Source organism: Micromonospora sp. MGP-C2 (assembly GCF_057766525.1).
In genome coordinates, this window is sequence record NZ_JBYMEN010000002.1 from 3,976,622 (window position 1) to 4,002,390 (window position 25,769).

General features: G+C 71.0%; 16 protein-coding genes. 5 read left to right on the forward strand and 11 right to left on the reverse strand.

Going from position 1 to position 25,769, the window contains the following annotated elements; genetic code table 11:
- The first annotated feature begins 76 nt into the window (after window positions 1-76).
- On the forward strand, window positions 77-2,668 hold the full coding sequence (locus AC3CF1_RS18180; protein WP_488450896.1) for an ATP-binding protein: 2,592 nt from the start codon (window positions 77-79) through the stop codon (window positions 2,666-2,668).
- A gap of 76 nt (window positions 2,669-2,744) precedes the next feature.
- The gene (locus AC3CF1_RS18185; protein ID WP_354981851.1) at window positions 2,745-3,560 is read left to right on the forward strand and encodes a class I SAM-dependent methyltransferase; all 816 of its coding nucleotides are present in this window, start codon (window positions 2,745-2,747) and stop codon (window positions 3,558-3,560) included.
- A gap of 80 nt (window positions 3,561-3,640) precedes the next feature.
- On the opposite strand, the gene AC3CF1_RS18190 is transcribed toward AC3CF1_RS18185, so the two are convergent.
- The 6 genes from AC3CF1_RS18190 to AC3CF1_RS18215 form a co-directional block, all read right to left on the reverse strand.
- Entirely contained in the window at window positions 3,641-6,295 is a 2,655-nt protein-coding gene (locus tag AC3CF1_RS18190; RefSeq protein ID WP_488450897.1) for a right-handed parallel beta-helix repeat-containing protein, read from the reverse strand.
- A gap of 134 nt (window positions 6,296-6,429) precedes the next feature.
- Complete coding sequence (locus AC3CF1_RS18195; protein ID WP_488450898.1) at window positions 6,430-9,045, reverse strand: right-handed parallel beta-helix repeat-containing protein; 2,616 nt, start codon at window positions 9,043-9,045, stop codon at window positions 6,430-6,432.
- 84 nt (window positions 9,046-9,129) lie between these two features.
- Complete coding sequence (locus AC3CF1_RS18200; RefSeq protein ID WP_488450899.1) at window positions 9,130-10,806, reverse strand: hypothetical protein; 1,677 nt, start codon at window positions 10,804-10,806, stop codon at window positions 9,130-9,132.
- Entirely contained in the window at window positions 10,766-11,770 is a 1,005-nt protein-coding gene (locus AC3CF1_RS18205) for a right-handed parallel beta-helix repeat-containing protein (RefSeq protein WP_488450900.1), read from the reverse strand. Before AC3CF1_RS18205 ends, AC3CF1_RS18200 begins: the two co-directional genes overlap by 41 nt.
- 107 nt (window positions 11,771-11,877) lie before the next feature.
- Complete coding sequence (locus AC3CF1_RS18210; RefSeq protein WP_488450901.1) at window positions 11,878-14,487, reverse strand: DUF1565 domain-containing protein; 2,610 nt, start codon at window positions 14,485-14,487, stop codon at window positions 11,878-11,880.
- 107 nt (window positions 14,488-14,594) lie between these two features.
- Window positions 14,595-15,068, reverse strand: a complete 474-nt coding sequence (locus AC3CF1_RS18215) for a hypothetical protein (RefSeq protein WP_488450902.1) — start codon at window positions 15,066-15,068, stop codon at window positions 14,595-14,597.
- 86 nt (window positions 15,069-15,154) lie between these two features.
- Between AC3CF1_RS18215 and AC3CF1_RS18220 the strand changes: the two genes are divergently transcribed.
- Entirely contained in the window at window positions 15,155-16,438 is a 1,284-nt protein-coding gene (locus tag AC3CF1_RS18220; protein WP_358007643.1) for an MFS transporter, read from the forward strand.
- Window positions 16,439-16,756: 318 nt separating this feature from the next.
- Here the strand turns inward: AC3CF1_RS18220 and AC3CF1_RS18225 are convergent, their stop codons facing one another.
- Window positions 16,757-18,484, reverse strand: coding sequence for a bifunctional metallophosphatase/5'-nucleotidase (locus AC3CF1_RS18225; RefSeq protein WP_488450903.1), 1,728 nt, complete (start codon window positions 18,482-18,484; stop codon window positions 16,757-16,759).
- Window positions 18,485-18,762: 278 nt separating this feature from the next.
- Between AC3CF1_RS18225 and AC3CF1_RS18230 the strand changes: the two genes are divergently transcribed.
- A complete protein-coding gene (locus AC3CF1_RS18230; RefSeq protein ID WP_327647377.1) occupies window positions 18,763-19,560 on the forward strand; it encodes an alpha/beta fold hydrolase in 798 nt (265 codons plus the stop codon).
- 170 nt (window positions 19,561-19,730) lie between these two features.
- Here AC3CF1_RS18230 and AC3CF1_RS18235 read toward each other — a convergent pair whose 3' ends face one another.
- Window positions 19,731-20,444, reverse strand: coding sequence for a histone deacetylase (locus AC3CF1_RS18235; protein WP_488450904.1), 714 nt, complete (start codon window positions 20,442-20,444; stop codon window positions 19,731-19,733).
- A gap of 11 nt (window positions 20,445-20,455) precedes the next feature.
- Entirely contained in the window at window positions 20,456-21,235 is a 780-nt protein-coding gene (locus AC3CF1_RS18240) for a phosphodiesterase (RefSeq protein ID WP_088950589.1), read from the reverse strand.
- A 228-nt stretch (window positions 21,236-21,463) separates the two neighbouring features.
- Here AC3CF1_RS18240 and AC3CF1_RS18245 point away from each other — a divergent pair, with 228 nt between their 5' ends.
- Window positions 21,464-22,873, forward strand: a complete 1,410-nt coding sequence (locus AC3CF1_RS18245) for a sensor domain-containing diguanylate cyclase (protein ID WP_371409840.1) — start codon at window positions 21,464-21,466, stop codon at window positions 22,871-22,873.
- Between the two features lie 123 nt (window positions 22,874-22,996).
- On the opposite strand, the gene AC3CF1_RS18250 is transcribed toward AC3CF1_RS18245, so the two are convergent.
- Both AC3CF1_RS18250 and AC3CF1_RS18255 read right to left on the reverse strand, forming a co-directional pair.
- Entirely contained in the window at window positions 22,997-24,058 is a 1,062-nt protein-coding gene (locus AC3CF1_RS18250; RefSeq protein WP_088950591.1) for an aspartate-semialdehyde dehydrogenase, read from the reverse strand.
- 5 nt (window positions 24,059-24,063) lie between these two features.
- Entirely contained in the window at window positions 24,064-25,329 is a 1,266-nt protein-coding gene (locus tag AC3CF1_RS18255; RefSeq protein WP_088950592.1) for an aspartate kinase, read from the reverse strand.
- Window positions 25,330-25,769: the final 440 nt, after the last annotated feature.

The following is a 25,769-nucleotide window of genomic DNA, read 5'->3' on the forward strand; positions in this document are numbered from 1 at the left end:
ATGAGTTCCGGGACCAGCGGATGCTGCCGTCGCGGCTGACGACGGAGCGACGCCCCGCTGGCTAGCATCGATCGCGATGGAGCTGCTGGAGCGCACGGACGCGCTCGCCACCCTGGACGGGCTGCTGGTCTCCCCCGGTGGCGCGATCGCGCTCGTCGCGGGCGAGGCAGGAGCCGGCAAGTCCACACTGGTTGGCGCGTTCGCGGCGACGGTCGGGGCCAGGGTGCTGTGGGGCAGCTGCGACCCACTGCTGACCCCACGGGCGCTTGGCCCGGTGCACGACATCGCTCGGCAGGTCGGCGGCGTACTCGCGGAACGACTGAGCGCACTGCACACGGCGACGGAGGCCGAAGGGCGCGGCGCCGTGTTCGACGCGCTTCTCGGCGAGCTGACCAACCCCCGGCCCGGTCACCGGACGGTGATGGTGGTGGAGGACGCCCACTGGGCGGATGGCGCCACCCTGGACCTCATCGCGTACCTGGGGCGGCGGCTGACCCGCCACCCGACGCTGCTCGTGCTCACCCTGCGCGATGACGAGGTGGGGGCTGATCATCCCCTGCACACCGTGCTCGCAGGGCTGCCCCGGCCACTGGTCCGCCGGTTGCCGCTGCCGGCCCTGTCCACCGATGCCGTCGCGCGGCTGGCCCGCCGCGCCGGCCGCGCCCCTGACGGGTTGTACCAGGCCACCGGCGGCAACCCGCTGCTGGTCACCGAGGTGCTGGCCGCCACCGGCCCGGGTGTGCCGCCGACCGTACGCGATCTGGTGTTGGCCCGGCTGGCCGCGTTGTCGCCGCCGGCCCGGGAGGTCGCCGCCCTGGTCTCGGTGGTCCCGTCCCGGGCCGAGTCGTACCTGCTCGACGGTCACCCACCGGCTGCCGTGCAGGAGTGCCTCGATCGCGGGGTGCTGGTGCCGGCGGGCAATGCGGTGGCGTTCCGGCACGAGTTGCTGGGTCGGGCGGTACGCGAGTCACTGTCCCCGGTGCACCGGGTCGCGCTGCACGCGGCCGTACTGGCCCGGCTCACGCCCCGGCCGGACGTGGACGCCGCCCGGTTGGTGCACCACGCTCACCACGCCGACGATCCGGCCGCCGTGCTGCACTGGGCACCCGTAGCGGCCCAACGGGCCAGCCGGGCGGGCGCGCACCGGCAGGCAGCGGACCACTACACCGTCGCACTCCCACACGCCGCGGGCCTGCCGGCACCGCGCCGGGCCGAGTTGCTCGAGGCGTACGCGACTGCCGCGTACCTTGCCGGGCTGGCCGCCCAGGCGCTGGACGCCCGGCAGGCCGCGCTCGCCCTGCGGGAGGCCGAGGGCGATCCGCTGCGGATCGGCGAGAACCTGCGCTGGGTGTCCCGGCTGTGCTGGTGGACCGGGGACAGCACTGCGGCCCGGACGACGGGTACCCGGGCGGTTCAGGTGCTGGAGTCCGCGCCGCCCGGCAGGCAGTTGGCGATGGCCTACAGCAACATGTCGCAGCTGCTCATGCTCGCCGACGACAACGGCCGGGCCATCGACTGGGGTGACCGGGCCCGGGAGCTGGCCCGGCGGCTCGGCGACGTGGAGACTGAGGCGCACGCCCTGGTCAACGTCGGTTCGGCCCGCCTCCAGAGCGGTGATGTCGCCGGCATCATCGAGCTGGAACGTGGGCACACCCTGGCCGTCGCCCACCATCTCGACGACCACGCGGCCCGGGCGCTGGTCAACCTGGCCACCATGTCGGTGGAGTGGCACCGGATCGGGCGGGCCGCCGAGGCCCTGGACCGGGCGTTGCGCTTCACCGAGACCCGGGACCTCGACGGGTACGCCCGGCACCTGCTCGGACACCGGTCCCGACTGCGGCTGACGACCGGCGACTGGGCAGGTGCCCGCGCCGACGCCGAACGGGCGCTGACCGGCACCGTGCAGCCCGGCGGGAGCCTGGTCCCGGCCCTGGTCGCACTGGGCCGGCTCCATGCACGCCGGGGCGAGCCGAGCACCGAGGACCATCTGGACAGGGCGGCGGGCTGGGCGACGCAGAGCCGGGAACTCCAGTTCGTCGTGCCGGTCGCCGCGGCCCTGGCCGAACGACACTGGCTGGCCGGCGAGCCGGAACGGGCGGTCCCCGAGCTGCGCCGTGCCCACCGGCTGGCTCTCGACGCGGGCCAACCCTGGTACGCCGGCGAGCTGGCGTACTGGCTGTGGCGGCTCGGCGAGCCGCCCGGGGACACCGAGGCGCTGGCGTCGCCGTACCGGCGGCTCATCGAGGGTGACTGGGCTGGCGCGGCCGAGGAGTGGCACCAGCTCGGCTGCCCGTACCCCCGGGCCGAGACGCTGGCCTGCGGCGACGACCCGGCGGCCGCTGAGGCGCTGCGGATCCTGGACGGGCTGGGCGCGGTCGCCGTGGCCCGCCGGATCCGGGCTGAGCTGCGCGGCCGCGGGATGGCCCGGGTGCCGAGAGGGCCGCGCCCGAGGACGGCGGGGGACCCGGCGGGCCTGACCGCCCGGCAGCGGGAGGTGCTGGCGCTGCTCGCCGAGGGGCTCAGCAACGCCGAGATCGCGGCCCGGCTGTCGCTCTCCGTTCGGACCGTCGGCCACCACGTGTCGGCGGTGCTGGACAAGCTCGCGGTGCCCAGCCGGGGCCAGGCTGCCGCGACGGCCCGCCGGCAGGGCCTGGCGCCCCCAACATAGGTGTTTCTACCGATCCCTCGGAGTGCCACGCCGCCTACGGTCGGTGACACACCGAACCGTCCGAGGGGGACCATCGATGACCACCGCAATCGATCTCAACGCCGTCAAGGCACGCCAGCAGGTGACCTGGGCCAGCGGCGACTACGGCGCTGTCGCCGCCCTCATCCACCCGATCTCCGAGTTGCTGGTGACGGAGGCCGACCTGTCGGCCGGTGCCCGGGTGCTGGACGTGGCGACCGGCACCGGCAACGCCGCCATCGCCGCCGCGCGCTGCGGCTGCGTCGTGACCGGCGTCGACTACGTACCCGAACTGTTGGAGCGGGGCCACGCCCGCGCCGCTGCGGAACGACTCCCGGTCACGTTCGTGACCGGGGACGCGGAGCGCCTGGCGTACGCCGATGGGTCCTTCGACGCGGTGCTCTCCGTCGTCGGCGTGATGTTCGCGCCCAACCAGGAACAGGCGGCAGCCGAGCTGGTCCGGGTCTGCCGGCCCGGCGGCACGGTGGCGCTGGCGTCGTGGACGCCGCAGGGATTCATCGGCGACCTGTTCCGCACGGTGGGGCGACACGTTCCGCCGCCGGCGGGCCTACGCCCACCGGTGCAGTGGGGCGACGAGGGCCGGGTCCGCGAGCTGCTCGGCGGGGCCGTGGGTGAACTACGGGCGGTACGCCGGGAGTACGTCTTCCGCTTCGGCACCCCGGAGGAGTTCGCCGACTTCTTCCGGGCCAACTACGGGCCGACGCTGAAGGCGTTCGAGGCGCTGCCCGAGGAGCAACGCTCGAATCTGCACGCCGATCTGGTGGAGCTGGCCCGTACCCACAACCGCGCCACCGACGCCACGCTGCGGATTCCGGCGGAGTACCTGGAGGTGGTGGCCGAGCGGACGGCCTGATCCGGGTCGGAAACGCGAACGGTCAGCCCGGAGACAGCCGGAGCCGGCACCGCAAAGCGGTGCCGGCTCCGAAACGGTGCTCAGGACGCGGCGGCGATGAAGTAGCCCGCCTGGTCGACGATCACGTCGGTGCTGCCCGAGCTGGCGTTGTACAGCGCCACCGTACTCACCCCGACCCGGACGACGGCCATGTTGGAGGCCGTCTCGCCGGCGACGAAGTTGAGATTGGACGTCGTCGGACGAGGAGCTTCGAACGGGTAGGCGATGAGCACGCCCGCGGTGGCCGGCCGGGTGACCGTCAGGTTGGCGATCAGCGCGGTCGGGCAATCATTGGTGCTGCTACCGCAGAACGATCTGGACTGCACGTTCGCCGGGGCGAAGCCGATCAACGAGTTCGGCGCGACCGGCCCCACGGGTCGATACGAGAGGCCGGTGCCGTCCCGCGTGTCGGCGATCCGGTGCGGGCCGTACGGCACGTAGGTCTGGTCGGCGCCGGAGGACGCGGACCCGAAGTACCCCGCCAGGTCGGCGATCACGTGCACGGTGCCGGAACTCTGGTTGTAGATGTTCACCTTGCCGTTGACGACCGGCACCATCACCAGGTTGGGGATCGTCTGACCCGCCACGAAGTTCAGGTTGGACGCGACCGGCACCAGCGAACTGCCCGGGTACACCTTCAGCACTCCGGCCGTCGCCGGAGCGGTGGCCGTCACGTTCAGAATCACGGCGGTCGCGTCGGCCGGCACCTTCGACGACAGGTCCAGCTGCCGTGAGGTGTCCGGCAGATACGGCCCGCCGGTGCCCTCGCGGCTGTCAGCCACCCGCACGGGAGTGAGCGGCTTGAAACCCGACCCGGAAGCACCGAACCAACCCTGCAGGTCAGCGAGGACGTGCACGGTGCCGCTACTGCTGTTGCGGAACCGGATCCCTTCGGTGGTCAGCGGCACGGTGACCAGGTTCGGCACCGTCTCGTTGGCGACGTAGTTGACGCTCGACGCGCTCGGTACCGGGGTGCCGTTCGGGTAGACGGTGAGGAAGCCGGACGTCGTCGGCTGGGTCGCCGTCAGGTTCAGCACCACCGCGTCGATGTTGGCCGCTGGCACACCACCGATACTCGGAACCGGCAGCAGCACCTCGGAGTTGGGCCCGACCGGCACGGAGGTGCCGACTCCGATCCCGGACCGGGTGTCCAGCAGACGGGTCGGGGTGACCGGGTTGTACTGGGCGCCGACGACCGTGCAGCCGCCCAGCCAGCTCACAAATTCAGGGATGACGCGGTAGCTGTCATAGCTCGTGAGCATCTGGACACAGGCTTTACCGGCACGCCGCACCGTCTGCTCGTAGGACGGGGATCCGGTGACCCGGAAGAACCGGTCGCCGACGTTCCGGTAGGCGTACGTGCCGCCGACCGTCTCGACTGGCCACTGGTGACGCCGTTCGACGCTGGTCACCACGTCGAACGGGCCGCCACCGACCTTACGCCGGGTCCCGTTGTTGATCGTCTCGATGATCGCGGCGCGTTCGACGGCACCCCGGTCGCGGTAGCCGGAACCGGTCCCGGTGTTCGCCACCGCCGGGTCGTCGGCGCGGGAGTTGCCGAGGAGGTCAGTCGCGTCGGATCCGGTGGCGGTCGCGTCAGCCGAGTCGATCGCCGGCGAGTTGGGCGTGAGCTCAATCCAGGGGCGCTCGGCACCCTTCTGCGCCGTCAGCTTCGGGTCGGCGGCAATGTCGTGCGCACCCTGCCCGGTTGCCGAGCGGAACGTCGCCAGATCGGTGTGCGTGGTGTCGCCCCAGGCGTACAGCGCTCCGCCGCTCGCTGGATCGATCAGGTTGTGGTCGGCGACACTCTGCGGCACAGATGCCACGGAGAGCGCGATCGCGGTGGCGGCGGTCGGGTCAGGACAGGTGGCCGGCGTGGCACCTGACAGTTCGGCGGCCTGGACGATGTTGTTCCGGATGGCGACCCCTGGCGAGGTGCCGATCACGCTGATGGCCAGGGCGCAATTGGTCACCAAGGTGTTTCCGGTGATGGCCGTACCGGGCGCGTCGGTCACGGCCAGGCCACCCCGGAACTGATTGCTGGTGACCACGGCGCCTGTCACGCCCGCACCGATGGCGACCCCGGGAGCACCGGTGGTATCGAACCAGCCGCGGCTGACCGTCAGGTCATCCGACGCACCCGTGACACGTATACCGGTCACGCCGCTCGGCGTACGGACCGTGAGCTTGTCCACGGTCACCCCGGACGAGGCTTCCACCAGGACCGGCTCGGCCAGGCCCGAGCCCCGCACCGAGAAGCCCTCGATCGTCACGTCGTGAACGCCGTTGAGCGTGATGGCGCTACGCCCGGCCGGGGCCGTCAATCGCACGAGGCCACCCGGACTGTTCACCGCGCGGACGGTGATCGGCGCGTCGCTGGTGCCCGACCGGGTGATCGACAAGCTCTCGACATAGTCGCCCGGCTGCACCAGGACGGTCTGACCCGGCTGAGCCACCGCGGCGGCGGCCGAGATCGTGCAGTACGGACGATCACTCGTCCCGTCCGCGCTGCTTGCCGGGTACGGGCAGTAGGTCCTGCTGACATACAGCTCGGACCCGGCCGCCGCCTGCGCGGCGACCGGCGCCGCTCCCGCCGACGTCGTCGGACCAACCAGGCCAGCCGCACCAACCACTGGCACGGCCACCAGTGACCACAGTCTTCTTCTCACCAACAGCCCCCGCTGAAAATAGGTCATGTTTGCGCGAGGCAGCCTATACCGACGATCGGCTATGTGTTGTCGCCAACCGGTCGACAGTTCGGGGTACCGGGCACGAGAAGGAACGGACGTCCATCGATATGCGATGAACGGCCGTTCTGGTATTCGACGGGTCAGGACGCGGCGGCGATGAAGTAGCCCGCCTGGTCGACGATCAGGTGCGTGTAGCCGGAGCTGTTGTTGAACAGCACGATGTTCTCGTCCTCACCGACGCCCACGATGGCGTGGTTCGAGGCGGTCTCACCGGCGACGTAATTGACGTTCGACGCGGTGGGCTGGCCCGATCCGTTCGGGTAGGCGGTGAGCACGCCGGCCTTGGTCGGCGTGGTGACGGTCAGGTTCGCCACAACGGCCGTCGGCTTCGGTGCCATCTTGTCGAACATCGGGTCGAGGTACGGAACAGGCACGCCTGTCGAAGTGATCGGCGCCTGCGGCCAGCCCTCGCCGGCAGCCCCTCGGGTGTCGTGGATGCGGCGCGGGCCGAACGGCACGAAGGCGTCCGTGGCGCCGCCGCCGAACCAGCCGGCAAGATCGACAACCACATGGGTACGGCCGGAGCTGACGTTCTGGATGGACACCTTCCCGTCCACCACCGGCACCATCACCAGGTTCGGAATCGTCTGCCCAGCGACGAAGTTCAGGTTCGACGCCGTCGGCACCGCCGAGCCGTACGGGTGGACGGTGAGCACCCCGTTCGTCGTCGGCCCGGTCACGGTCATGTTGAGCACCACCGCTGTCGTTCCGGACGGAATTCGACCGGTCAGGTCCAACGTGCGGCCGGTGTCCGGGGCGAACGCGGAGTTGCCGGCATCGCGGGTGTCCAACACCCGCAACGGAGCGACCGACCGGAACCCCGAACCAGTCGCCGAGTAGTACCCCTGCAGGTCCGCGACGACGTGGACCGTGCCGCTCGCGGTGTTACGGATGCGCAGGTTGCCGTTGATCATCGGCACGGTGACCAGGTTCGGCACCGTCTCACCGGGTACGAAGTTGACAGTCGACGCGTCCGGCAGGGTGGTGCCGTCCGGGTAGACCCGCAGGAAACCCGCGCTGGTCGGCGCGGTGGCGGTCACATTCAGCACGATCGCGCTGATGGCCGCGGCCGGCATCCCGTTGATCCGTGGCAGCGCCAGCACAACCTCGCTGTTCGCCGGAATCGGCACGGTTGCCGGCACCCCGAGCGCGCTGCGGGTGTCCAGCACCCGCTGCGGCGCAAGGGCGGTGTAGGTGGCACCGATCACTGTGCAGCTGGTCTTGGGGGCGCCGTAGGCCCAGCGGAAGTCGGTAAAGGTCACCTGGTGGGTCTCGCAGGCTTTGCCAGCCCGGTGGAAGCTGCGCTCCTCCGGCCCGATCGAACCGATCCGGCGGAACGGCTCGTCGCTCCAACTGCGCGACACCTTGCCCAGCGGGCCGTCAGTGCGCCAGGCGGTGGTGACGGAGATGCCGACGGTCACGTCCAGGGAGCTGCCGCCGACCTTGCGTTGGACCGGCACCTCGGTGACCGTCGTCGGGCCCTGTGCCTCGACCGCGCCCCGATCGTGGTAACCGGAGCCGGTGCCGGTGTTGGGGGCGTCGGGGTCGTCAGAGTGCGGGTTGTCCAGCAGGTCGGTGCGAGAGACACCCTCGGCGGTGGCGTCGGCCGAGTCGACGGCGGGGGACTGCCTGGCGATCTTGTAGTACGGCCGCTCGTACGCCGGCTCCGCCGACAGCCACGGGGTAGCGGCGATGTCGTGCCGGCCGTGGCCGGTGGCAGCGACGAACTCCGGCAGGCTGGTGTACTCGGTGGCACCCCACCGGTAGAGCGGACCGCCGCTGGCCGGCTCGATCAGGTTGTAGTCCGCCACCGTCTGCGCGACGCTGCCGGCGGAGACGGCGATGGCAGTCGCCTCGGAGGGCATCTCGCACGCCACCGCGTCACTGAGCGGGCCGGTGGCGGTCTCCAGGATGTTGTTCCGGATCGACACCCCCGGCGAGGTACCGGTGACGTCGATCGCCAACGTGCAGTCGGTCTCCAGGGTGTTGCCGACGATCTTCGTGCCCGGCGCGTCCCGCACGGTGATGCCGCTCTGGGTGAAGGTGCTCGCGGTCACCAGCGCACCGCGCACCCCCGGGTCCACCACCAGGCCGCTGCCCGGCGTGAATGCGCCACGACTCATCGTGACGTCCTGGGAGGCGCCGGTGATCCGGACCGCCGCCGGGGCGTCGTACTCCCCGACCACCAGGCGGTCCAGGGTGATCCGGGTGGAGCCGTCGACGAGGACGGCCTCGGCGGTGCCCTCGCCGGATGCCCGGAAGCCGTCGAGGACCACGTCGTGGACGCCGCGAACGGTGAAGGCGCTCTCGTTGCCGCCGGCACCACGACGCTTGCCCACCTTGACGACGGTGGGAGCCTCGCCCGGCCCGTTCACCGCCCGGAAGGTGATCGGCGCACCCTCGGTCCCCGAGCGGCTGATGACCACCGACTCCCGGTATTCAGTGCCGGGGTGCACCAGGACGACCTGGCCGGGTCCGGCCACGGCGGCGGCCGCCGAGATGGTGCAGAACGGGGCTGCCAGGCTGCCGTCACCGCCCGTCACGCATCTCGTGTTGCTGACGTGCAACTCGACGCCGGCGGCGGTCGGTTCCGGCGCCCGCACGACAGTGGCACCGACGGCGGCCGCCGGGACCACCAGGCACGCACCGGCAGTCAGCGGCAGGAGCGCGAGCCGCGCCATGGCAGACCGTCTCATCGATCATCTCCGTAAAGTGGATCTTCAACAACGGCGAGAGCCTATACCGGTGAACGCCAATACGATTGGCGCCGAGAGGTTAACTCAGCTCGCCGAACGGCCCTCGCCGCCCAATGAGGACGCGGCGGCGATGAAGTAGCCGAACTGGTCCACGATGACGTGAGACGTACCCCCGCTGTTGTGAAAGAGGTCGATGCCGGAGCCTACGGCGACCACCGCGGCATTCGACGCGGTTTCACCAGCGACGAAGTTGACGTTCGAGGCAGTGGGCCGCTGCGCACCGCCCGGATGGAGAGTGAGCACGCCCGGCGTGGTCGGCGCGGTGACTGTCACGTTCCCCAACAGGGCGGTCGGGGCGGGGCAGGCCGGGTTGCAGACCAGAGCACTGCGCATCGGCGCGAACCGGACGGTCTCCCGAGCGGCGAGAGGAGCCGAGGTCCGACCGGACAGCCCGGTGCTGTCCCGGGAGTCGACGATCCGCTTCGGTGTCATCGGAACGAATGTCTGGGTCGCCTCCGGGCTGAACCAACCGGCCAGATCCGCGATCACGTGCGTGTTGCCAGAGCTGTTGTTGAAGATGTTGACCTGGCCGTTCACCACCGGCACGGTGACCAGGTTGGGGATGGTCTGCCCGGCGACGAAGTTGAGACTGGACGCGGCAGGCGCCGTCCAGCCATACGGGTAGACGGTCAGCACGCCGCTGGTGGTCGGTGCGGTGACCGCCACGGAAAGGACAGCGGCGGTCGCGGTGGCGGGCATCCGGCCGGAGAGGTCGAGCGTGCGGGTGCCCTTGGCCGGGATCGGGGCTCCCCCACTGTCCCGCGTGTCCAGAACCCGCGTCGGTGGTGTCGACGCGAAGCCGGAACCGGTAGCGGCGTAGAAGCCTTGGAGGTCGACGACCAGATGGACGGTGCCCGAGGCGGCGTTGTAGAACTTCACCGACCCGTTGCGTACGGGCACGGTGACCTGATTCGGAACGGTCTCCCCCGCCACGAAGTTGACGCTGGATGCGTCGCTCCAGTCGCCGCCCGGAAAGGCACTGATGAAGCCCGCGGAGGTCGGCTGGGTGACCGTCACGTTGAGCACGACCGCGCTGATGTCCGTGTCCCGGACGCCGCCGATGATGCCGATCGGCAGTTCGATCGTTCCAAAGCCGGCCACCGGCCCCGAGGCGGGCACCCCGATTGGTGCTCGGGTGTCCAGCAGTCGTGTCGGGGTGATCGGTACGTAGCGCGCGCCGACCTGGGTGCAGACACGCTCCTCGCCACCAGCGGGCATCCGGAAGTCGGACACGCTGATCTGCACCTGGACGCAGGCATCGCCCGCCCTTCGCAGCGTGAACTCCGCGGTCGCGGCGTCGGTCACCCGCCAGAAGCGCTCGCCGTCAAGGTAATACGCGTACTTGGCCCGCTGCCGCTCGACCGGCCAGGTCTGGTGCCAGCCGGCCCGCGCGACGATGTCGAACGGCCCGCCGCCCACCTTGCGTTCGACACGTACCGGATCCTCGGTGATCGCCGAGAATGCCTCCACCGCTCCGCGGTCACGGTATCCGCTGCCGGTGCCGGTGTTCGGCACACCCGGATCGTCGGCGAAGGACCCGTCGAGCAGGTCGGTGTCGAGGACACCGACGGCGGTGGCGTCGGCGGAGTCCCGGGCTGGCGACCCGCCGAGGGTGAGGAGGTAGTCGCGGTGCAGGGCGTTCGTCCACACGAGCTTCGGGTCAGCCGCGAGGTCGTGCGTGGCGAGTCCCGTCGCCGCCACGAAGGCGGCGAGGTCCGGATAGTCGGTGCCCGCCCAGTTGTAGGGCGCCCCGACCGCTCAGCGGTTCGATCAGGTTGTAGTCGGTGCTGGTGCCGGGCACGGACTCGGCGGAGACCCGGATGCCGGCGGCGTTCGCCGGGGTGGTGCAGCGCTTGCGCTGACGCGCCGTGACGACGATGTTGTTGTGGATCGCGGCGCCGGGGGAACGCCCGGCCACATCGATGCCACGACGACAGTCGACGTAGACCGTGTTGCCGGTGATCGCCAGCCCGACGGCGTCGGTCGCGACGAGGCCGGCGTTGTCGAACTGGTTGGCGGTGACGGTCGTACCGGCCACGCCGGGCTCGATGGAAACGGACGGGCCCTGTGCGGCCCGGATGACACTCCGACTGAGCATCACCTCGTCCGAGTGCCCGCTGATCCGCACACCGGTGAGGCCGCCGAGACCGCTGTGGATGGTGAGCTTGTCCAGACGAACCCGGTGGGAGTCCCGTACCGATACGGCGTCAGCGAGATTGGCCCCGAACACAACCAGGCCTTCCACAGTCACATCGTGCACGTCGGCGAGATCGAGGACGGTGCCGTTCACGGACGTCGTGTCGAAGTTGCCGACCCGGGCCATCTGCCACTTGACGTTGACTGCCCGGAAGATGATCGGCGCCGTCTCGGTGCCGGACCTGGTGAATCGGACCTGCTCCTGGTAGTCGCCCGGTTGGATCAGCACCGTCTGGCCGGGGCCAGCCACCGCGGCTGCCGCCGAAATGGTGCAGAACGGCCGCTGCTCGCTGCCGTCGCCATCACTCTGGCACCACGTCTCGCTCACATACAGCTCGTCGCCGGCCGCCTGCGCGTTGACCGGCGCGGCCGCGACGGGCGCGGCCACGGCCGGTGCCGTGGGCCCCGCCAGCGCCGCGCAGCCGAGCAGTGGTACGAGCGTGAACCGCGCCCAACGGCGGATGTCCATGAGCTGCCCCCGTGAGAGAGATGATCGAACTCAGCGTGGTTGCCAAGCGGCTTCCGTGGCACAGCGGCCACACCCCGACGAGGAGTGTGGCTGCTGTGGACGAACGGTCAGTACAGCGGGTTGATGAAGACACCCGACTGATCCACGATCACGTGCGTGGTGCCTGAGCTGTTGTTGTAGAGAACGGTGCCGCGACCCGTCCCGACGATGGCGAGGTTGGAAGCGGTCTCCCCGGCGGCGAAGTTGACGTTCGACGCCGACGGTCGGGCCTCCTCTGCCGGGTAGGCGGTCAGCACACCCGCCGTGGTCGGAGCAGTGACGGTCAGGTTCGCCACCATCGCCGCCACAAACGGGCAGGAGCAGCTCACGCCGGCGGCGAAGTTGCTATAGGCCGTGATCGACTCGCGCGGATTGAGTGGATGGTTTCCGCGGTTCGGGTCAGCGCGGGTGTCGGCGATCCGAACCGGGGAGTTCGGCACGTACGTCAACTGACCGTCCGGCCCGAAGTAACCGGCCACGTCCGCGACGACGTGCGTGCTGCCGGAACTCTCGTTGTGGATGCTCACCTTGCCGCCAACCACCGGCGTGGTCACCAGGTTCGGAATGGTCTGACCGGTGACGAAGTTCAGGTTCGAGGCGGCGGGCAGCGCCGCACCGGCGGGAAAGACCTTCAGGACGCCGCTCGTCGTCGGCCCGGTCACCGTGACGTTGAGGACGACGGCAGTGGCATCCGCCGGGATCTGCCGGGCAAGGTCCAGCTGCCGGGTGGTGTTCGGCGGGAAGGCACCGCCGGCGGTACGGGTGTCGAGCGCACGCTGCGGGGTGAGGGCGGTGAACCCCTGCCCCTCTGTGCTGTACTGGCCCTGAAGGTCGGCGATCACGTGCACGGTGCCGCCGCTACTGTTCCGGATCCGGATCTTCCCGTTCTCCACCGGGACAGTGACCAGGTTCGGCACTGTCTCCCTGGCCACGAAGTTGACGTTCGACGCGCTCGGCGTCCCCGTGCCGTCCGGATAGACGGTCAGGAAACCCGACGTCGTCGGCTCTGTCACCGTCACGTTCAACACCACGGCACTGATCCGCGCCACGGGCACTCCACCGATGCTGCTGATCGGCAGCACCACGTCGGAGTTCGCTGGAATCGGGGTCCTCGTTCCTACTCCGACTGCGCTGCGGGTGTCGAGCAGACGGGTCGGTGACACAGGCATGTAGTGCGCCCCCAGCACCGTGCAGAGGGTGCTGTAGGAGCCTTCGGCCTCACGGTTACCGGAAACGTTCGAGCGGATGTAGGCGCAGGCCCGGCCCGCGCGAAGGAACCGGTGAGTCTCCTCTGGCGACTGGCTCACCCGGTAGAACTTCGAGTCGCTGAACTTGTAGGTGAAGGTCCCCACCGGGCCGTCGGACGGCCAGGACGACCGGGTCGTGCTCCGAGCGGTCGCGTCCAGCGGTCCGCCGCCTCTGGTCTGGCGAAAGGGGTCGACGGACCAACTGAGGCCGCCGACGCGCTCGACCGCGCCACGGTCGTGGTACCCGTTGCCGGTGCCGGTATTGGTCACCTCAGGATCGTCGAGGTGTGAGTTGCCCAGCATGTCGGTAGCGGGGAGGCCCCGTGCCATCGCGTTGGCCGAGTCGACCGCTGGTGAGCCCGCCTTCAGGGGGAAGAAACCCCGCATTCCGCCGCTCTGGTTACCCAGCAGCGGATCGGCGGAGATGTCGTGCCCGCCCTGCCCTGTGGCGGAACGGAACCCGTCCAAGGTGGGGTGCGTGGTGCCGGCCCACGAGTACGGGGCGACGCCAGCCGTCGGATCGATCAGGTTGTAGTCGGCCACGGCCGGCAGCGAAGCCGCCGATACCGAGATGGCGCCGTCGGCGACCGGCATCTTGCATGAGACGGCCTGCTTGCCCATTGGCTTGACGATGTTGTTCTCGACGGAGGCACCGGGTGAGGTGCCGGTGATGTCGATTCCCGGGCCGCACGCCGCGGTAACTGTGTTGTTGGTGACCGTGGTGCCAGGCGCGTCGGTGATACCGATCCGCCCTACCGCAACCTGATTGGCAAAGATCGTCGTGCCGGTTGCGGCCCCTTCGACAGCCAGAGCGACGGTACCGGTGTCATTGACGTTGACCAGCCAGTTCCGGCTGATCGTCACGTCGCGGGAGGCTCCGCTGACCCGTACCACTGCCGGCACCTTCCCCTGTTGCACGGCGACACCGTTCAGCGTGACCCGGGACGAGCCGTCGATCACCACGGCAGGCGAGGCGCTGGCACTCTGCCCGTACAACAAGAAGCCGTCCACGACCACGTCGTGGACCTGGTTGAGAGACAGGATGGTGCCGGTAACGTCCGCATCGGGGACCCGGCCCACGCGGACCCAGTCGTCGACGGTGTTGACCGCGCGGAACGTGATGGGCGCGGTCTCCGTGCCGGACTGGGTGAAGGCGACGGTCTCCGGATAGTTGCCGGGCTGCACCAGCACCGTCTGGCCGGGCTGCGCCACCGCCGCCGCGGCCGAGATCGTGCAGTAAGGCGCCTCCTCGGTGCCGTCGGCGACCGACGAGCAGTGGCCCTTGCTCACGTACAACTCGTTCGCCGGACCGGCCGCTGTCCGGGCGACCGGCTCGGGGGCCGCCGCCATCGCCGGCATCGTCGGCCCCAGCAGGCCCGCACCACCAAGCAGCGGTACGACCGTCAGACGGGCCACCTGACGTCTGTCCATCACACACCCCCGTGCAAGTCGATCATGCGGGGAGCAGAGTACCGCGATGCTGAACGATGTGATCAGCTCCGATCGGTCGGCACCCTCGCCCGTTCGGCCGCAACGCGTCAGTCGTGCCGCTCGGTGCGCTCGATCTCGGTGAACGCCGCGCTCAGGTAGCCGTCGAGCGGCCGGCCCGTCCCCGCCAGCAGGTCGGCCACGAGCAGTGGGGCGTGCCGGGCCAGCGCAACCGGGTCGGGCGGCGAGTCGTCCTCGCCCGGGTCGTACACGCCGAGCGCCCCGGCCAGCAGGACCAGCACGACGTGCGGGTCGACGTCCGGTCGCCAGGGGGCCGCCGCGCGGACGCACCGCTCCAGCACCTGCCGCACGTCGTCGCCGTCCAGCCCGTCCGGATGGGTCGCCTCCAGCAGCAGCCGCACCACCGCGCCGAGCACCAGCCCGGAGCGTTCGGCCACGGCGAGCCGGCCGGAAGCCACCTCGTACGCCTCGGTGTCCTGGTCTTTAGCGGCCTCGACCGCGTCGGTGGCGGCGCCGGCGATCTCGCGGGCGGATGCGGGCAGGTGTCGCCAGGTCACGCTCACCGGGCCAGCATGGCAGAGCGCCCCGACAGCCGCCGCCTGGGTAAACGGTTCGCACGATGTCGCACCTGGCGAACAGAATGTCGGTCATGTTGCGTCGCGCCCTCCCCCGCCGCCCAGAAGCTCGCCGGCTCCTCGTCGGCACTCTGTTGTCGGCGATCGGGCGCGGCCTCACCCTGCCGTTCCTCTTCATCTACCTCACCGACGTACGCGGCCTCACCGACACCCGGGCCGGGCTGGTGATCGGCTGGTACGGCGCGGTCACCCTGGCCCTGTCGCCGCTGGGCGGGACTCTGATCGACCGATTCGGGGCCCGCCGGGTGGTGCTGCCGTGCCTGCTGATCGAGGCGGTGGGCACCGGCTCGCTGGCCCTGGTTGATTCGAGCGCCTCCGCGTTCGCGGTGATGACGGTGATCGCGGTTGGCAGCTCGGCGATCTGGTCCGGGCAGAACACGATCCTCGCGTCGCTGACCGACGACGATGAGCGGCAACGCGTCTTCGGGCTGAACTTCGCCCTGCTCAACCTGGGCATCGGCATCGGTGGCATGACCTCCGGCGCGATCGTCGACACCGGCCGGCTCGGCACCTTCCAGGTGATCTACCTGCTGGATGCGGTGACCTACCTGCTGCCGGCCCTGATCCTGCTCACCCTGCCCGGCGTGGGCCACCGACTCGGCAACCGTCGGGGCGTCGACGAGCCGTCGGCCGGCGGCTACCTGACCGTGCTCCGGGACCGCCCGTTCCGGCGGCTGGTGATCTTCGGGTTGATCCTCACCACCTGCGGCTACGCACAGGTCGAGGTGGGCTTCGCCGCGTACGCGGTGCGGGTCGTCGAGGTGAACCCCCGGGTGGTGGCGTGGGCGCTCGCGGCGAACACCGTGATGATCGTGCTCGCGCAACTGCTGGTGATCCGTCGGATCGAGGGGCGCAGTCGCACCCGGGCACTGGCGGTGGTGGGTGCGGTGTTCGCCGCCGCCTGGTTGGTCCTCGGCGCGGGCGGCCTGGTCAGCGGTGAAAGCGCCCTGTTCGCCGCCCTGTGCGTGGTGGCCTGCTCGGCGATCTTCGGCTTCGGCGAGACGATGCTCTCACCGGTGATGCCCGCGCTGACCAACGCACTGGCCACCGACGAGCTACGCGGCCGATACAACGCCATGAGTTCGATGATCTTCGGGGTCAGCGGTGTGATCGGTCCGGTGACCGCCGGCCCGCTCATTGGCGCCGCCAACGGCATGGTCTGGGTAGCGACGGTGGTCGGCGGCTGCCTGGTCGCCTCGCTGGTCGCGCTCTCCCTGCGCCGCCTGCTCAGCACCGAGCAGGACGGCCTCGCAACCACCGCCCCGGCATCCCCCGCCCCCACGCCCGCCCCCGCCTGACGACCTCCGAGTCCCCTCCCCCGCGCTACCCCGCGCCCTGGTGCGCCCCGCACCCCGCGCCCTGCGCTCTGCGCGTTGCGCCCTGCGCGTTGCGCCCTGCGCGTTGCGCCCGCACCCCGCACCCCGCACCCCGCACCAAGCAACTTCCCGGATGTTGCTGCCTCCGGCGCGCAGGAAACAGCAACATCCCTGATGTTGCGCGGATCTTCCTCGTTGATCTCGCCGCGTAGGCGCGGGCGGGCGCGGCAGACGGGGAGACGGAACGGGTCGGGCCCCGGAGCGGATGCTCCGGGGCCCGACGTGGCGCGGGGTCGGCCGTCAGGCGGCGGGGACCTCGGCGGTGGTGCGGATCCGGTCCAGCGTCGGCGCGGAGACCGGCGACTGGGCGGTCAGGTACGCCACGAAGGCGTCCAGGTCGATCTGGCCGGTGACCAGGTTCGTCCCGCCGGTGAGGGCGCTGAACCCGTCACCACCGCCGGCCAGGAAGTTGTTCACCGTCACCCGGTAGGTGGCGGCGGTGTCGACGGCGGTGCCGCCGATGGTGAGGCTGCCCCGGACCACGCGGGTGCCGGCGCACGGGTCGGCGGCGGTGGCGCTGGTGCCGTTCAGGTCGACCACGTAGCGCAGGGTGGATGAGGGGTACAACGTCCGCCCGGTGACGAACTGCTGCTCCAGCACGCAGTAGAGCTGCGCTCCGGTCAGGTCCAGCGTCACCAGGTTGTTGGCGAACGGCTGCACCGTGAAGGCCTCCCCGTAGGTGACCGGTCCGGCGTCCAGGGGCGCCCGGACACCACCCGGGTTCATGAGTGCGGCAACCGCGCCCTGCTCGTCGTCGGTGGCGGCGAGTTGCGCGTCGGCGATCACGTTGCCGATCGGCGACTCTCCGCACGAGTTGGGCACCTGCGCTGAGCAGGTGCCCAGCAGGTTCTCCTGCGTCGTGGGAAGTGCGGTGGCGGTCACACCAACCTGGCGGTCGGCGACCGGGCCGAGCACCGTCTTGTACCGGTCGATCAGCGCGGTCTGCTTCGGGTCCTTGGCGACGTCCCGGGTGACCACCACGTTGTTCGCGGCGGCGGAGATGACATCGCCGGACCGGCGGTCGATCTTGAGGTCGATGTCGGTGATCAGGCGGCCGAACGAGCTGGCGCTGGTCACCAGCTTGCCGTTGATGTCGCAGTTGTACGCCTGGTGGGTGTGCCCACTGACCACCACGTCGATGGACGGGTCCATCCGGTTGGTGATGTCCACGATGGGGCCGGTCATGCCGACGCAGTCGTTGATGCCGCCGGTCGCCGCCTGGGCACCGCCCTCGTGCAGCAGCACGACGATCGCCTCCACGCCCTTGCGGCGCAGCTCACGGGCGTACCGGTTGGCGGTGTCCGCCTCGTCGGCGAAGCTGAGGCCGGCGACGCCCTGCTGGCTGACGATCTGCGGGGTGCCCTCCAGGGTCATCCCGATGAAGCCGACCTTGACGCCCTGCACCTTGTGAATGGCGTACGGCGCCATCAGCGGCTTGCCGGTCGCGGTCTTGAAGGCGTTCGCGGAGAGGTACTTGAAGCCGGCGCCCCGGTAGGGGGTGCCGTCGGCGCAGCCGTCGACCGGGTGGCAGCCGCCGTTCTGGATCCGCAGCAGCTCGGCGGCACCCTCGTCGAACTCGTGGTTGCCGACGCTGGCGTAGTCCAGGCCGGCCATGCTCAGTGCCTCGATGGTCGGCTCGTCGTGGAACGCGGCGGAGAGCAGCGGGGACGCGCCGATCAGGTCACCGGCGGCGACGGTGATGGTGTTCTTCTTCTTGGCGGCGGCGCGCAGCTCGGCCAGGTGCGTCGCCAGGTATTCGACACCACCCGCGGTCTGTCCGGCGATGGTGCCGCTGGACGAGGTCGGCGGTTCGAGGTTGCCGTGGAAGTCGTTGAGGGCCAGCAGGTTGACGTCGACCGGCTTCGGCCGTGCGTCGGCTTGCTCAGGGCTGGTGGCGACCGCGCCGAACGCGGCCACCGCAAGCACGGTCAGGCCGACAGCGGCCCGACGCATCCTGGTTATGGACATGGATCTCCTTGTGAGAATCGGCGCGTGCGGTGCCCGGCCTCTGGGTCGACCGGGCCGCCGGCCAGCGCCGTCGAAAGGGTCGCGATTGGCGGCGGTTGGGGTTGGCCGCCCGCCCCGACAGCCTCTCATCCGGACGCCGCCCGGTCGACCCAGGCAGCACATCCGAGCTGCGGGTACGCCCCGACCTCGGATCGACGGGCGTTTGGTGGGTCTGCCAGACAGTGTCGGACCCAGGGTCTAGAAAGGACGGGACGGTCAGCGCGGACGGAGGCGGCATCGTGAGCGGAACGACACCGGTGGTCGAGCAGGTGAGATCGGCGGATGGCACGCCCATCGCGTTCGAACGGGCCGGGACCGGGCCTGCGATGGTCCTCGTCGGCGGCGCGTTCAACGACCGCAACACGACCCGCGCACTAGGTGCGGCGTTGGCACCGGATTTCACCGTTTTCGGCTACGACCGCCGGGGTCGGGGCCAGAGCGGCGACACCCTGCCCTACGAGATCGGCCGCGAGATCGATGATCTGGCTGCCGTGATCGCGGCGGCAGGTGGTTCCGCCGCTGTCTACGGGGTCTCTTCGGGGGCGATCCTGGCCGCCCTGGCCGCCGCGCAGGGTCTGCCGGTGACCGGGTTGGTCCTGTTCGAGCCGCCGTTCCAGGTGGGCTCGCACGTGGGCGTCCGGAAGGACATCACCGCGCAGCTCATCGAGCTGATCGCCGCCGATGACCGGGATGGCGCGGTGGAGACCTTCCTCAGCGTCTCGGTCGGGCTGCCCGCCGAGGCGATCACCGGGATGCGGGCGCAACCGGTGTGGGGCGCACTGACCGCCATCGCGCACACGTTGCCGTACGACGCCATCGTGAGCGCGGGAGGGCGACTGCCGGCTGACCGGCTGGCCGCGATCACCGCTCCGACCCTCGCGGTGGACAGCACCGGCAGTCCACAGTGGTTGCGGGACGGGAGCCGGGCCGCGGCCGAGGCAGTCCCTGGCGGTCGGTCCATCAGCCTCGACGGTGGCTACCACGAGGTGCCGCCTGCGACGCTCGCTCCCGCGCTGCGCGAGTTCCTGCTCGGCTGACGACCACACCGGCGCACGGCCCGCCAGCCGGGCGCGCGCAACGCAGGGTCAGCCGCCGGGTCGGCACGAGACGCAGGGTCGACCACCGGTCCGGTGCGCGACGCCGGGTCAGTCGGCCGGGCCGGTGCGCGAGGCAGGGCCAACCGCCGGACCGGCACGAGACGCAGGCGTCAACCGTCGGGCCGGCCTGACGTCGACGGTGAGCCGCCGACCAGCGCCTCGCCGACCAGTGCCTCGTCGACCAGGGCTTCGTCGACCAGCGCCACGACGGCGTCCGGCGACCAGGCGTCCGCCACGCCGGGCCGGCCTGCCAGATAGCTCGCGATCCGCTCGGCCGACCAGCCGTGCGACTCGCGCAGGCCTCGGGCGATCATGCCGAGGTAGGTCGTCGGCGCGGGTGGCCGACACCGCACACCGGACGCGCCCTCGGGCGCGGTGAAGGTGAGCATCGGGACGCCGCTGCGACTGCCGGGGCAGACCAGCGTCTCGTACCGTCCGGGGCCGAGCGTCGCCCGCCCGTTGGCGACGGCGGCGTCGATGGCCGCGCCGGTCGCCGGGATGAGGTCGGTGGCGTCATCCACTGGGCGGTACATCTCCTGTGCCGCGATGTCGGTGAACTGCTCCAGGGTGACCAGGTAGGCGCGTGCGGCGGCCTCGCCCGGCAGGTGCGGGTCGTAGAAGGCCATCCCGCCGGTCCAGGCGCCGGACTCGCCGGCGAAGTAGATGCCGCCGGGCAGCGACACCGGCACCGACCGGCTCGGTGGGCGTCGGTCCCGGCAGCCCGGGTACGTCCGCTTTCCGCCGGGCGGGCAGCCTCCCCCGACGTACCACGCCAGCCGGGCGGCGTGCATGTTCGAGCCGTACGCGACGTACCAGACCTTCATGAGGGGTGCCGTCAGAAGCCGCCGGTCTGGCCGGCGGCGTGACTCACCTGCACGGTGTGTGTCACGCAACCGCCCGCCTCGACCAGGTGCAGCAGGAAGGCGGTCGGCTCGTCGACCCAACCGAACTGCTCGTCGGCGCTCATGGTGAGCGCGCTCTGCCTCCAGGTGCTGGGCGCCACGGTGAGCACCGTGCCCGCGTACGCCGTGGTGACAGCGCGGTGCAGGTGGCCGGCGGCTACCCGGACGACGTGCGGGTGCCGGCCGATCACCTCGGCGAGCGCGTCACCGTCGGCGAGCCGGATGGAGTCGGCCGCGGGGAAACCGACAGCGACCGGAGGATGGTGCAGGCAGACCACGGCGGGCACCTCGGGTCGCCCGGCCAGCACCCCGTCGAGCCAACCGAGCTGCTCTTCGCCGAGTTGGCCGCCGTCGCTGCCGGTGACGAGCGAGTCGAGCACCACGACCGTCGCCGCCTCGTGGTCGACGTGGTAGTAGGCGGAGAAGCCGCCGCCGAGCCACGGCGTACCCCCGAAGGCGTCGAGCAGCGACTCCCGGTCGTCATGGTTGCCGGGAACGAGGTGCACCGGCAGCGGGAACCGGCCGATCAGCTCGCGCAGTGCCGCGTACTCGTCGGGTCGTCCGTGGTCGACCAGGTCACCGGTGATCACCACGCAGTCCGGTCGGGGCCGCAACGCGAGCACCCGGCCGAGCGCACGGTGCAGCCCCGCGGTCGGTGCGGCGGCGAGCAGGCCGGTGGTCAGGTGCGGGTCACTGAGCTGGGCGATGATCATGGGTCGCTCCTCCGCGCCGGGATCTCCACGCTATCGCCGGTCACCGTTTCGCGTTGCCCGCGACCGGGACCCACAGCGCGAAGCCGCAAGCCAGAAGCCCACAGGCTGCGTCCACAGCCTGTGGATAGAACATGTGTACGACGTCAGTCGACTCTCAGCAGCCGGAAGTACGCTTGATCGCGCGGCTCGGCGACGCCGGGCTCCTCCCCTACCTGGAACGACGTGCGAGTGGATCATCAGCGAGTCATCCGTGACGTCACCGTCCGCCTGCCGATGGCGTCGAGCACGCCGGAGGCCTGTCGGTGGACGGTCAGCGCGCTGTCCCGCCACACCCCGGCGACCATCTCCGTGCTGCTCGCGGTCCACGACCGCCTGCGCTGCGTCGCGGCGACCGGGGCCTGGCAGGTCTTCGCGACCGTGCCGGCGCGGACCGGCATCGTCGGCAGGGTGTACGACACCGGCACCCCCGCTGTCGTCCCGGACGTCACCGTCGACCCGGACTACCTACCGGTACGCCCGGACGTGACCGCCGAGCTGTGCGTACCGGTGCTGGATCCGACGGGCCGGGCGATCGGCGTCCTCGACCTGCAGTGGAGTGAGCCGATCGACCTGGAGCCGTGGCGGGAGACCACGCAACAGCTTGCCGACCAGCTCGGCGCGCGGATCGCCGCCCTCGGTGGCCCACCAGCGGAGAGCCGCAGCGAGAAGCTGCTCCGGCACGCTGCCGCCCTCTCCACCGCACCGACCGAGGCGGACGTACTGGGCGTGGCGGCCTGCGCCGCGCGCGAGGTCTCCGGCCTCTCCACAGCGGTGCTGCTGATCGCGGGGCAGCTCGGCGCACCCCCGGCGGCCCCGAGCGACCTGGAGACACGGATCCGCGCCGAGCTGACCGAGTCGGGTCCGGCCGCACTGGTCCGGATGATCGACCGGGCGCACCGGTACGGCGCGGGGTACACGCTGGGCGAGGCCGGGCACCCTCCGACCGAGGACTATCGACCGCTGACCGGGGCGGGGGTGCGCACGCTGGTCGCCGTTCCGGTCGGGCCGCCGGACGCCGGCGGGGTGCTGCTCGTCGCCGACGAACGCGCACTGCGCCCGGACCCGACCACGGTCAGCCTGATGGAACTGCTCGCCGGGCAGGCCTGGACGAGCCTGGACCGGCTGCGCACTCTGGCCCGGCTGCGCGAGCAGGCCAGCTCCGATCCGCTGACCGGGTTGCGGCACACCGGCCCGTTCGGGCAGCGGATCGCGGCGGCCACCCCGGGGCGTACGGCCCTGCTGGCGATCGACGTGGACGGCTTCAAGACCGTCAACGACACGTACGGCCACCAGGCCGGCGACCGGGTGCTGGTCGGGTTGGCCCGGGCGCTGGAGGGGGCGCTGCGCCACGGCGACGAGCTGTACCGGATCGGCGGCGACGAGTTCGTCGCGGTGATCGAGGTGAGTCGCCCCGAGGAGGCGGTCCGGATCGCTGAGCGGCTGACCGAGGCGGCCCGGCGAGTCGGCCGCACGATCAGCGTGGGCGTCGCGCTACCCCGCCCCGGCGAAACCCCCGACCGCACCCTGAGAAGAGCCGACCAGGCCCTGTACGCGGTGAAACGCCAAGGCCGAGACGGAGTCCACCTGTCCGCCGCGTAACCCCAACCCCCACGCCGTCGATCATGCAGTTGTGGTGGGGGACATTTGCCGTTGCCGGTGTTGAATCACCCACCACAACTCCATGATCGACCCCGCAGCGGGGGCGGGGCGGGGAGTCGCTGGTTAGGGGGTGCGGAGTTCCTTGGCTAGGAGCTCGGCGATCTGGGCCGTGTTGAGGGCAGCGCCCTTGCGGAGGTTGTCGCCGGTCACGAAGAAGTCGAGGGCGCGGGGGTCGTCCAGGGCACGGCGGATCCGGCCGACCCAGGACGGGTCGGTGCCGACGGCGTCGATCGGCATCGGGAACTCCCCGGCGGCGGGGTCGTCGACAAGGATCACCCCGGGTGCGTTGCGCAGCGCCTCGCGGGCGCCCTCGGCGTCCACCTCGGTGGCGAAGACCGCGTGCACGGCCACCGAGTGGGCGGTGACGACCGGCACCCGGACACAGGTGGCGGACACCTTGAGGTCGGGCAGGCCGAGGATCTTCCGCGACTCGTTGCGGATCTTCATTTCCTCCGACGACCAGCCACCGTCTGCGGGCGAGCCGGCCCACGGCACCACGTTGAGCGCCATGGGGGCCGGGAACGGGCCCAGGTCGTCGCCGACCGCCTGCCGCACGTCGCCGGTGCGCGAGCCCAGCGCTCGATCGCCGGCGACCTTGGCGAGCTGGTCGTGCAGGATGTCGACGCCGGACTTGCCCGCGCCGGAAACCGCCTGGTAGGAGGCGAGCACGAGCTCCCGTAGGCCGTACTCGCGGTGCAGCGGCGCGACTGCGACGATCATCGCGAGGGTGGTGCAGTTGGCGTTGGCGATGATGCCCCGGGGCCGGTTGCGGACCTGCTCGGGGTTGATCTCGGGCACGACAAGCGGGACGTCCCGGTCCATCCGGAACGCGCCGGAGTTGTCGACCGCGATCGCGCCTCGGGAGACGGCGATCGGTGCCCACTCGGCGGAGACCTCGTCGGGCACGTCGAACATCGCCACGTCGACCCCGTCGAATGCCTCGGGGGTCAGCGCCTGGACGACCATCTCCTCGCCCCGGCAGCGCACCCGGCGCCCGACCGAGCGTTCGGAGGCGAGCAGCCGGATCTCACCCCAGACGTTGCGACGCCCGGTGAGCAGCTCACACATCACGGTGCCGACGGCACCGGTCGCTCCGACCACTGCGAGGGTGGGCAGCGCCGTCATCGGCGCTACCTACCCGTCCCCGCGTAGACCACGGCTTCGGTGTCGCCGCCCAGCTCGAACGCGTCGTGGATGGCGCGGACGGCGGCGTCGAGGTCGGTGTCCCGGCAGACCACGGAGACCCGGATCTCGGACGTGGAGATCATCTCGATGTTGACCCCGGCCGCGCCGAGCGCGGCGAAGAACCCGGCGGCCACACCGGGGTGCGAGCGCATGCCGGCACCGATCAGCGAGACCTTGCCGACGTGGTCGTCGTAGAGCAGGCCCTTGAACTTGACCGGCTCCTGGATCTTGCTGAGCGCGGCCATCGCGGTCGGGCCGTCGGTCTTGGGCAGGGTGAACGAGATGTCCGTCCGGCCGGTGCCCTCGGTGGAGACGTTCTGCACGATCATGTCGATGTTGATCTCGGCGCCGGCGACCGTGTCGAAGATCCGCGCGGCGGCACCCGGCTCGTCGGGCACCCCGACGATCGTGATCTTGGCTTCGCTGCGGTCGTGCGCGACTCCGGTGATCAGTGCCTGCTCCACGGAAAGGTCCTCCATCGATCCGGTGACCATCGTGCCGGTGTTGGTCGAGTATGACGAACGGACGTGGATCGGCAACCCCGCCCGCCGGGCGTATTCCACGCTACGCAGGTGCAGAACCTTCGCGCCGCACGCGGCCAGCTCCAGCGTCTCCTCGTAGGTGATGTGCTTGATGTGCCGGGCGTTGGGCACGATCCGAGGGTCGGCGGTGAAGATGCCGTCGACGTCGGTGTAGATCTCGCAGACGTCGGCGTGCAGGGCTGCGGCGAGCGCCACGGCGGTGGTGTCCGAGCCGCCCCGGCCCAGGGTGGTGACGTCCTTGGTGTCCTGGGAGACGCCCTGGAAGCCGGCCACGATGACCACCGAGCCCTCGTCGAGCGCGCCCTTGAGGCGCCCGGGGGTGACGTCGATGATGCGCGCGCGGCCGTGCACCGAGGTGGTGATCACACCGGCCTGCGAGCCGGTGAACGAGCGGGCTTCGTACCCCAGGTTGTGGATGGCCATGGCGAGCAGCGCCATGGAGATCCGCTCCCCGGCGGTGAGCAGCATGTCCAGCTCGCGGCCCGGCGGCAGCGGGCTGACCTGGTTGGCCAGGTCGAGCAGCTCGTCGGTGGTGTCCCCCATCGCGGAGACCACCACCACCACGTCGTCGCCGGCCTTGCGGGCGGCGACGATGCGCTCGGCCACCCGCTTGATCCGCTCGGCGTTGGCGACGGAGGACCCGCCGTATTTCTGCACCACGAGTGCCACGACGGTGCACTCCCTCCCAGTAACCCTGAGCGTGCCGACGCCGCCGGAACCGGGGCCGGCGGCGCGTGTCAGACCCCTTGAGGGTATCCGGCGGGCAACGACGGCGGGTCAGGTGATCCCACCATCCGGCCCGCGCGGGCCGGCGAGGGTCGGTCCCACCAGGTCGGGCGGTACGCGGGGAAGACCCCGTCCGACACGCCGGAACAAGCCCGGTACGCGTCGGCACCCACCAACGGCCCGCACCCACCAGAATGGGCCGGTGCCCGCCCTCATCCGCCCGACCGGCCGTGTGCTCGGGCCGCTCGTGATCGCCCTGCCAGCACTCCTGACTGCCTGCACCAGTGCGCAGCCCCCGAGCCCGATGCCCACGGAAACCGGGGCGGTCGAGGTGGAGGCGGCCCGGGACGAGCTGGCCGCGCTGGCCGCGGCCGCCCAGGACC

What these genes read in the sequence shown, in the direction of transcription:
- AC3CF1_RS18205 (WP_488450900.1), bottom strand. Translation starts at nt 11,770, where the DNA reads ATGGACATCCGCCGTTGGGCGCGGTTCACGCTCGTACCACTGCTCGGC.
- AC3CF1_RS18195 (WP_488450898.1), bottom strand. Translation starts at nt 9,045, where the DNA reads ATGAGACGGTCTGCCATGGCGCGGCTCGCGCTCCTGCCGCTGACTGCC.
- AC3CF1_RS18250 (WP_088950591.1), bottom strand. Translation starts at nt 24,058, where the DNA reads ATGACGGCGCTGCCCACCCTCGCAGTGGTCGGAGCGACCGGTGCCGTC.
- AC3CF1_RS18240 (WP_088950589.1), bottom strand. Translation starts at nt 21,235, where the DNA reads ATGATCATCGCCCAGCTCAGTGACCCGCACCTGACCACCGGCCTGCTC.
- AC3CF1_RS18225 (WP_488450903.1), bottom strand. Translation starts at nt 18,484, where the DNA reads ATGTCCATAACCAGGATGCGTCGGGCCGCTGTCGGCCTGACCGTGCTT.
- AC3CF1_RS18190 (WP_488450897.1), bottom strand. Translation starts at nt 6,295, where the DNA reads ATGACCTATTTTCAGCGGGGGCTGTTGGTGAGAAGAAGACTGTGGTCA.
- AC3CF1_RS18210 (WP_488450901.1), bottom strand. Translation starts at nt 14,487, where the DNA reads ATGGACAGACGTCAGGTGGCCCGTCTGACGGTCGTACCGCTGCTTGGT.
- AC3CF1_RS18220 (WP_358007643.1), top strand. Translation starts at nt 15,155, where the DNA reads ATGTTGCGTCGCGCCCTCCCCCGCCGCCCAGAAGCTCGCCGGCTCCTC.
- AC3CF1_RS18235 (WP_488450904.1), bottom strand. Translation starts at nt 20,444, where the DNA reads ATGAAGGTCTGGTACGTCGCGTACGGCTCGAACATGCACGCCGCCCGG.
- AC3CF1_RS18185 (WP_354981851.1), top strand. Translation starts at nt 2,745, where the DNA reads ATGACCACCGCAATCGATCTCAACGCCGTCAAGGCACGCCAGCAGGTG.
- AC3CF1_RS18180 (WP_488450896.1), top strand. Translation starts at nt 77, where the DNA reads ATGGAGCTGCTGGAGCGCACGGACGCGCTCGCCACCCTGGACGGGCTG.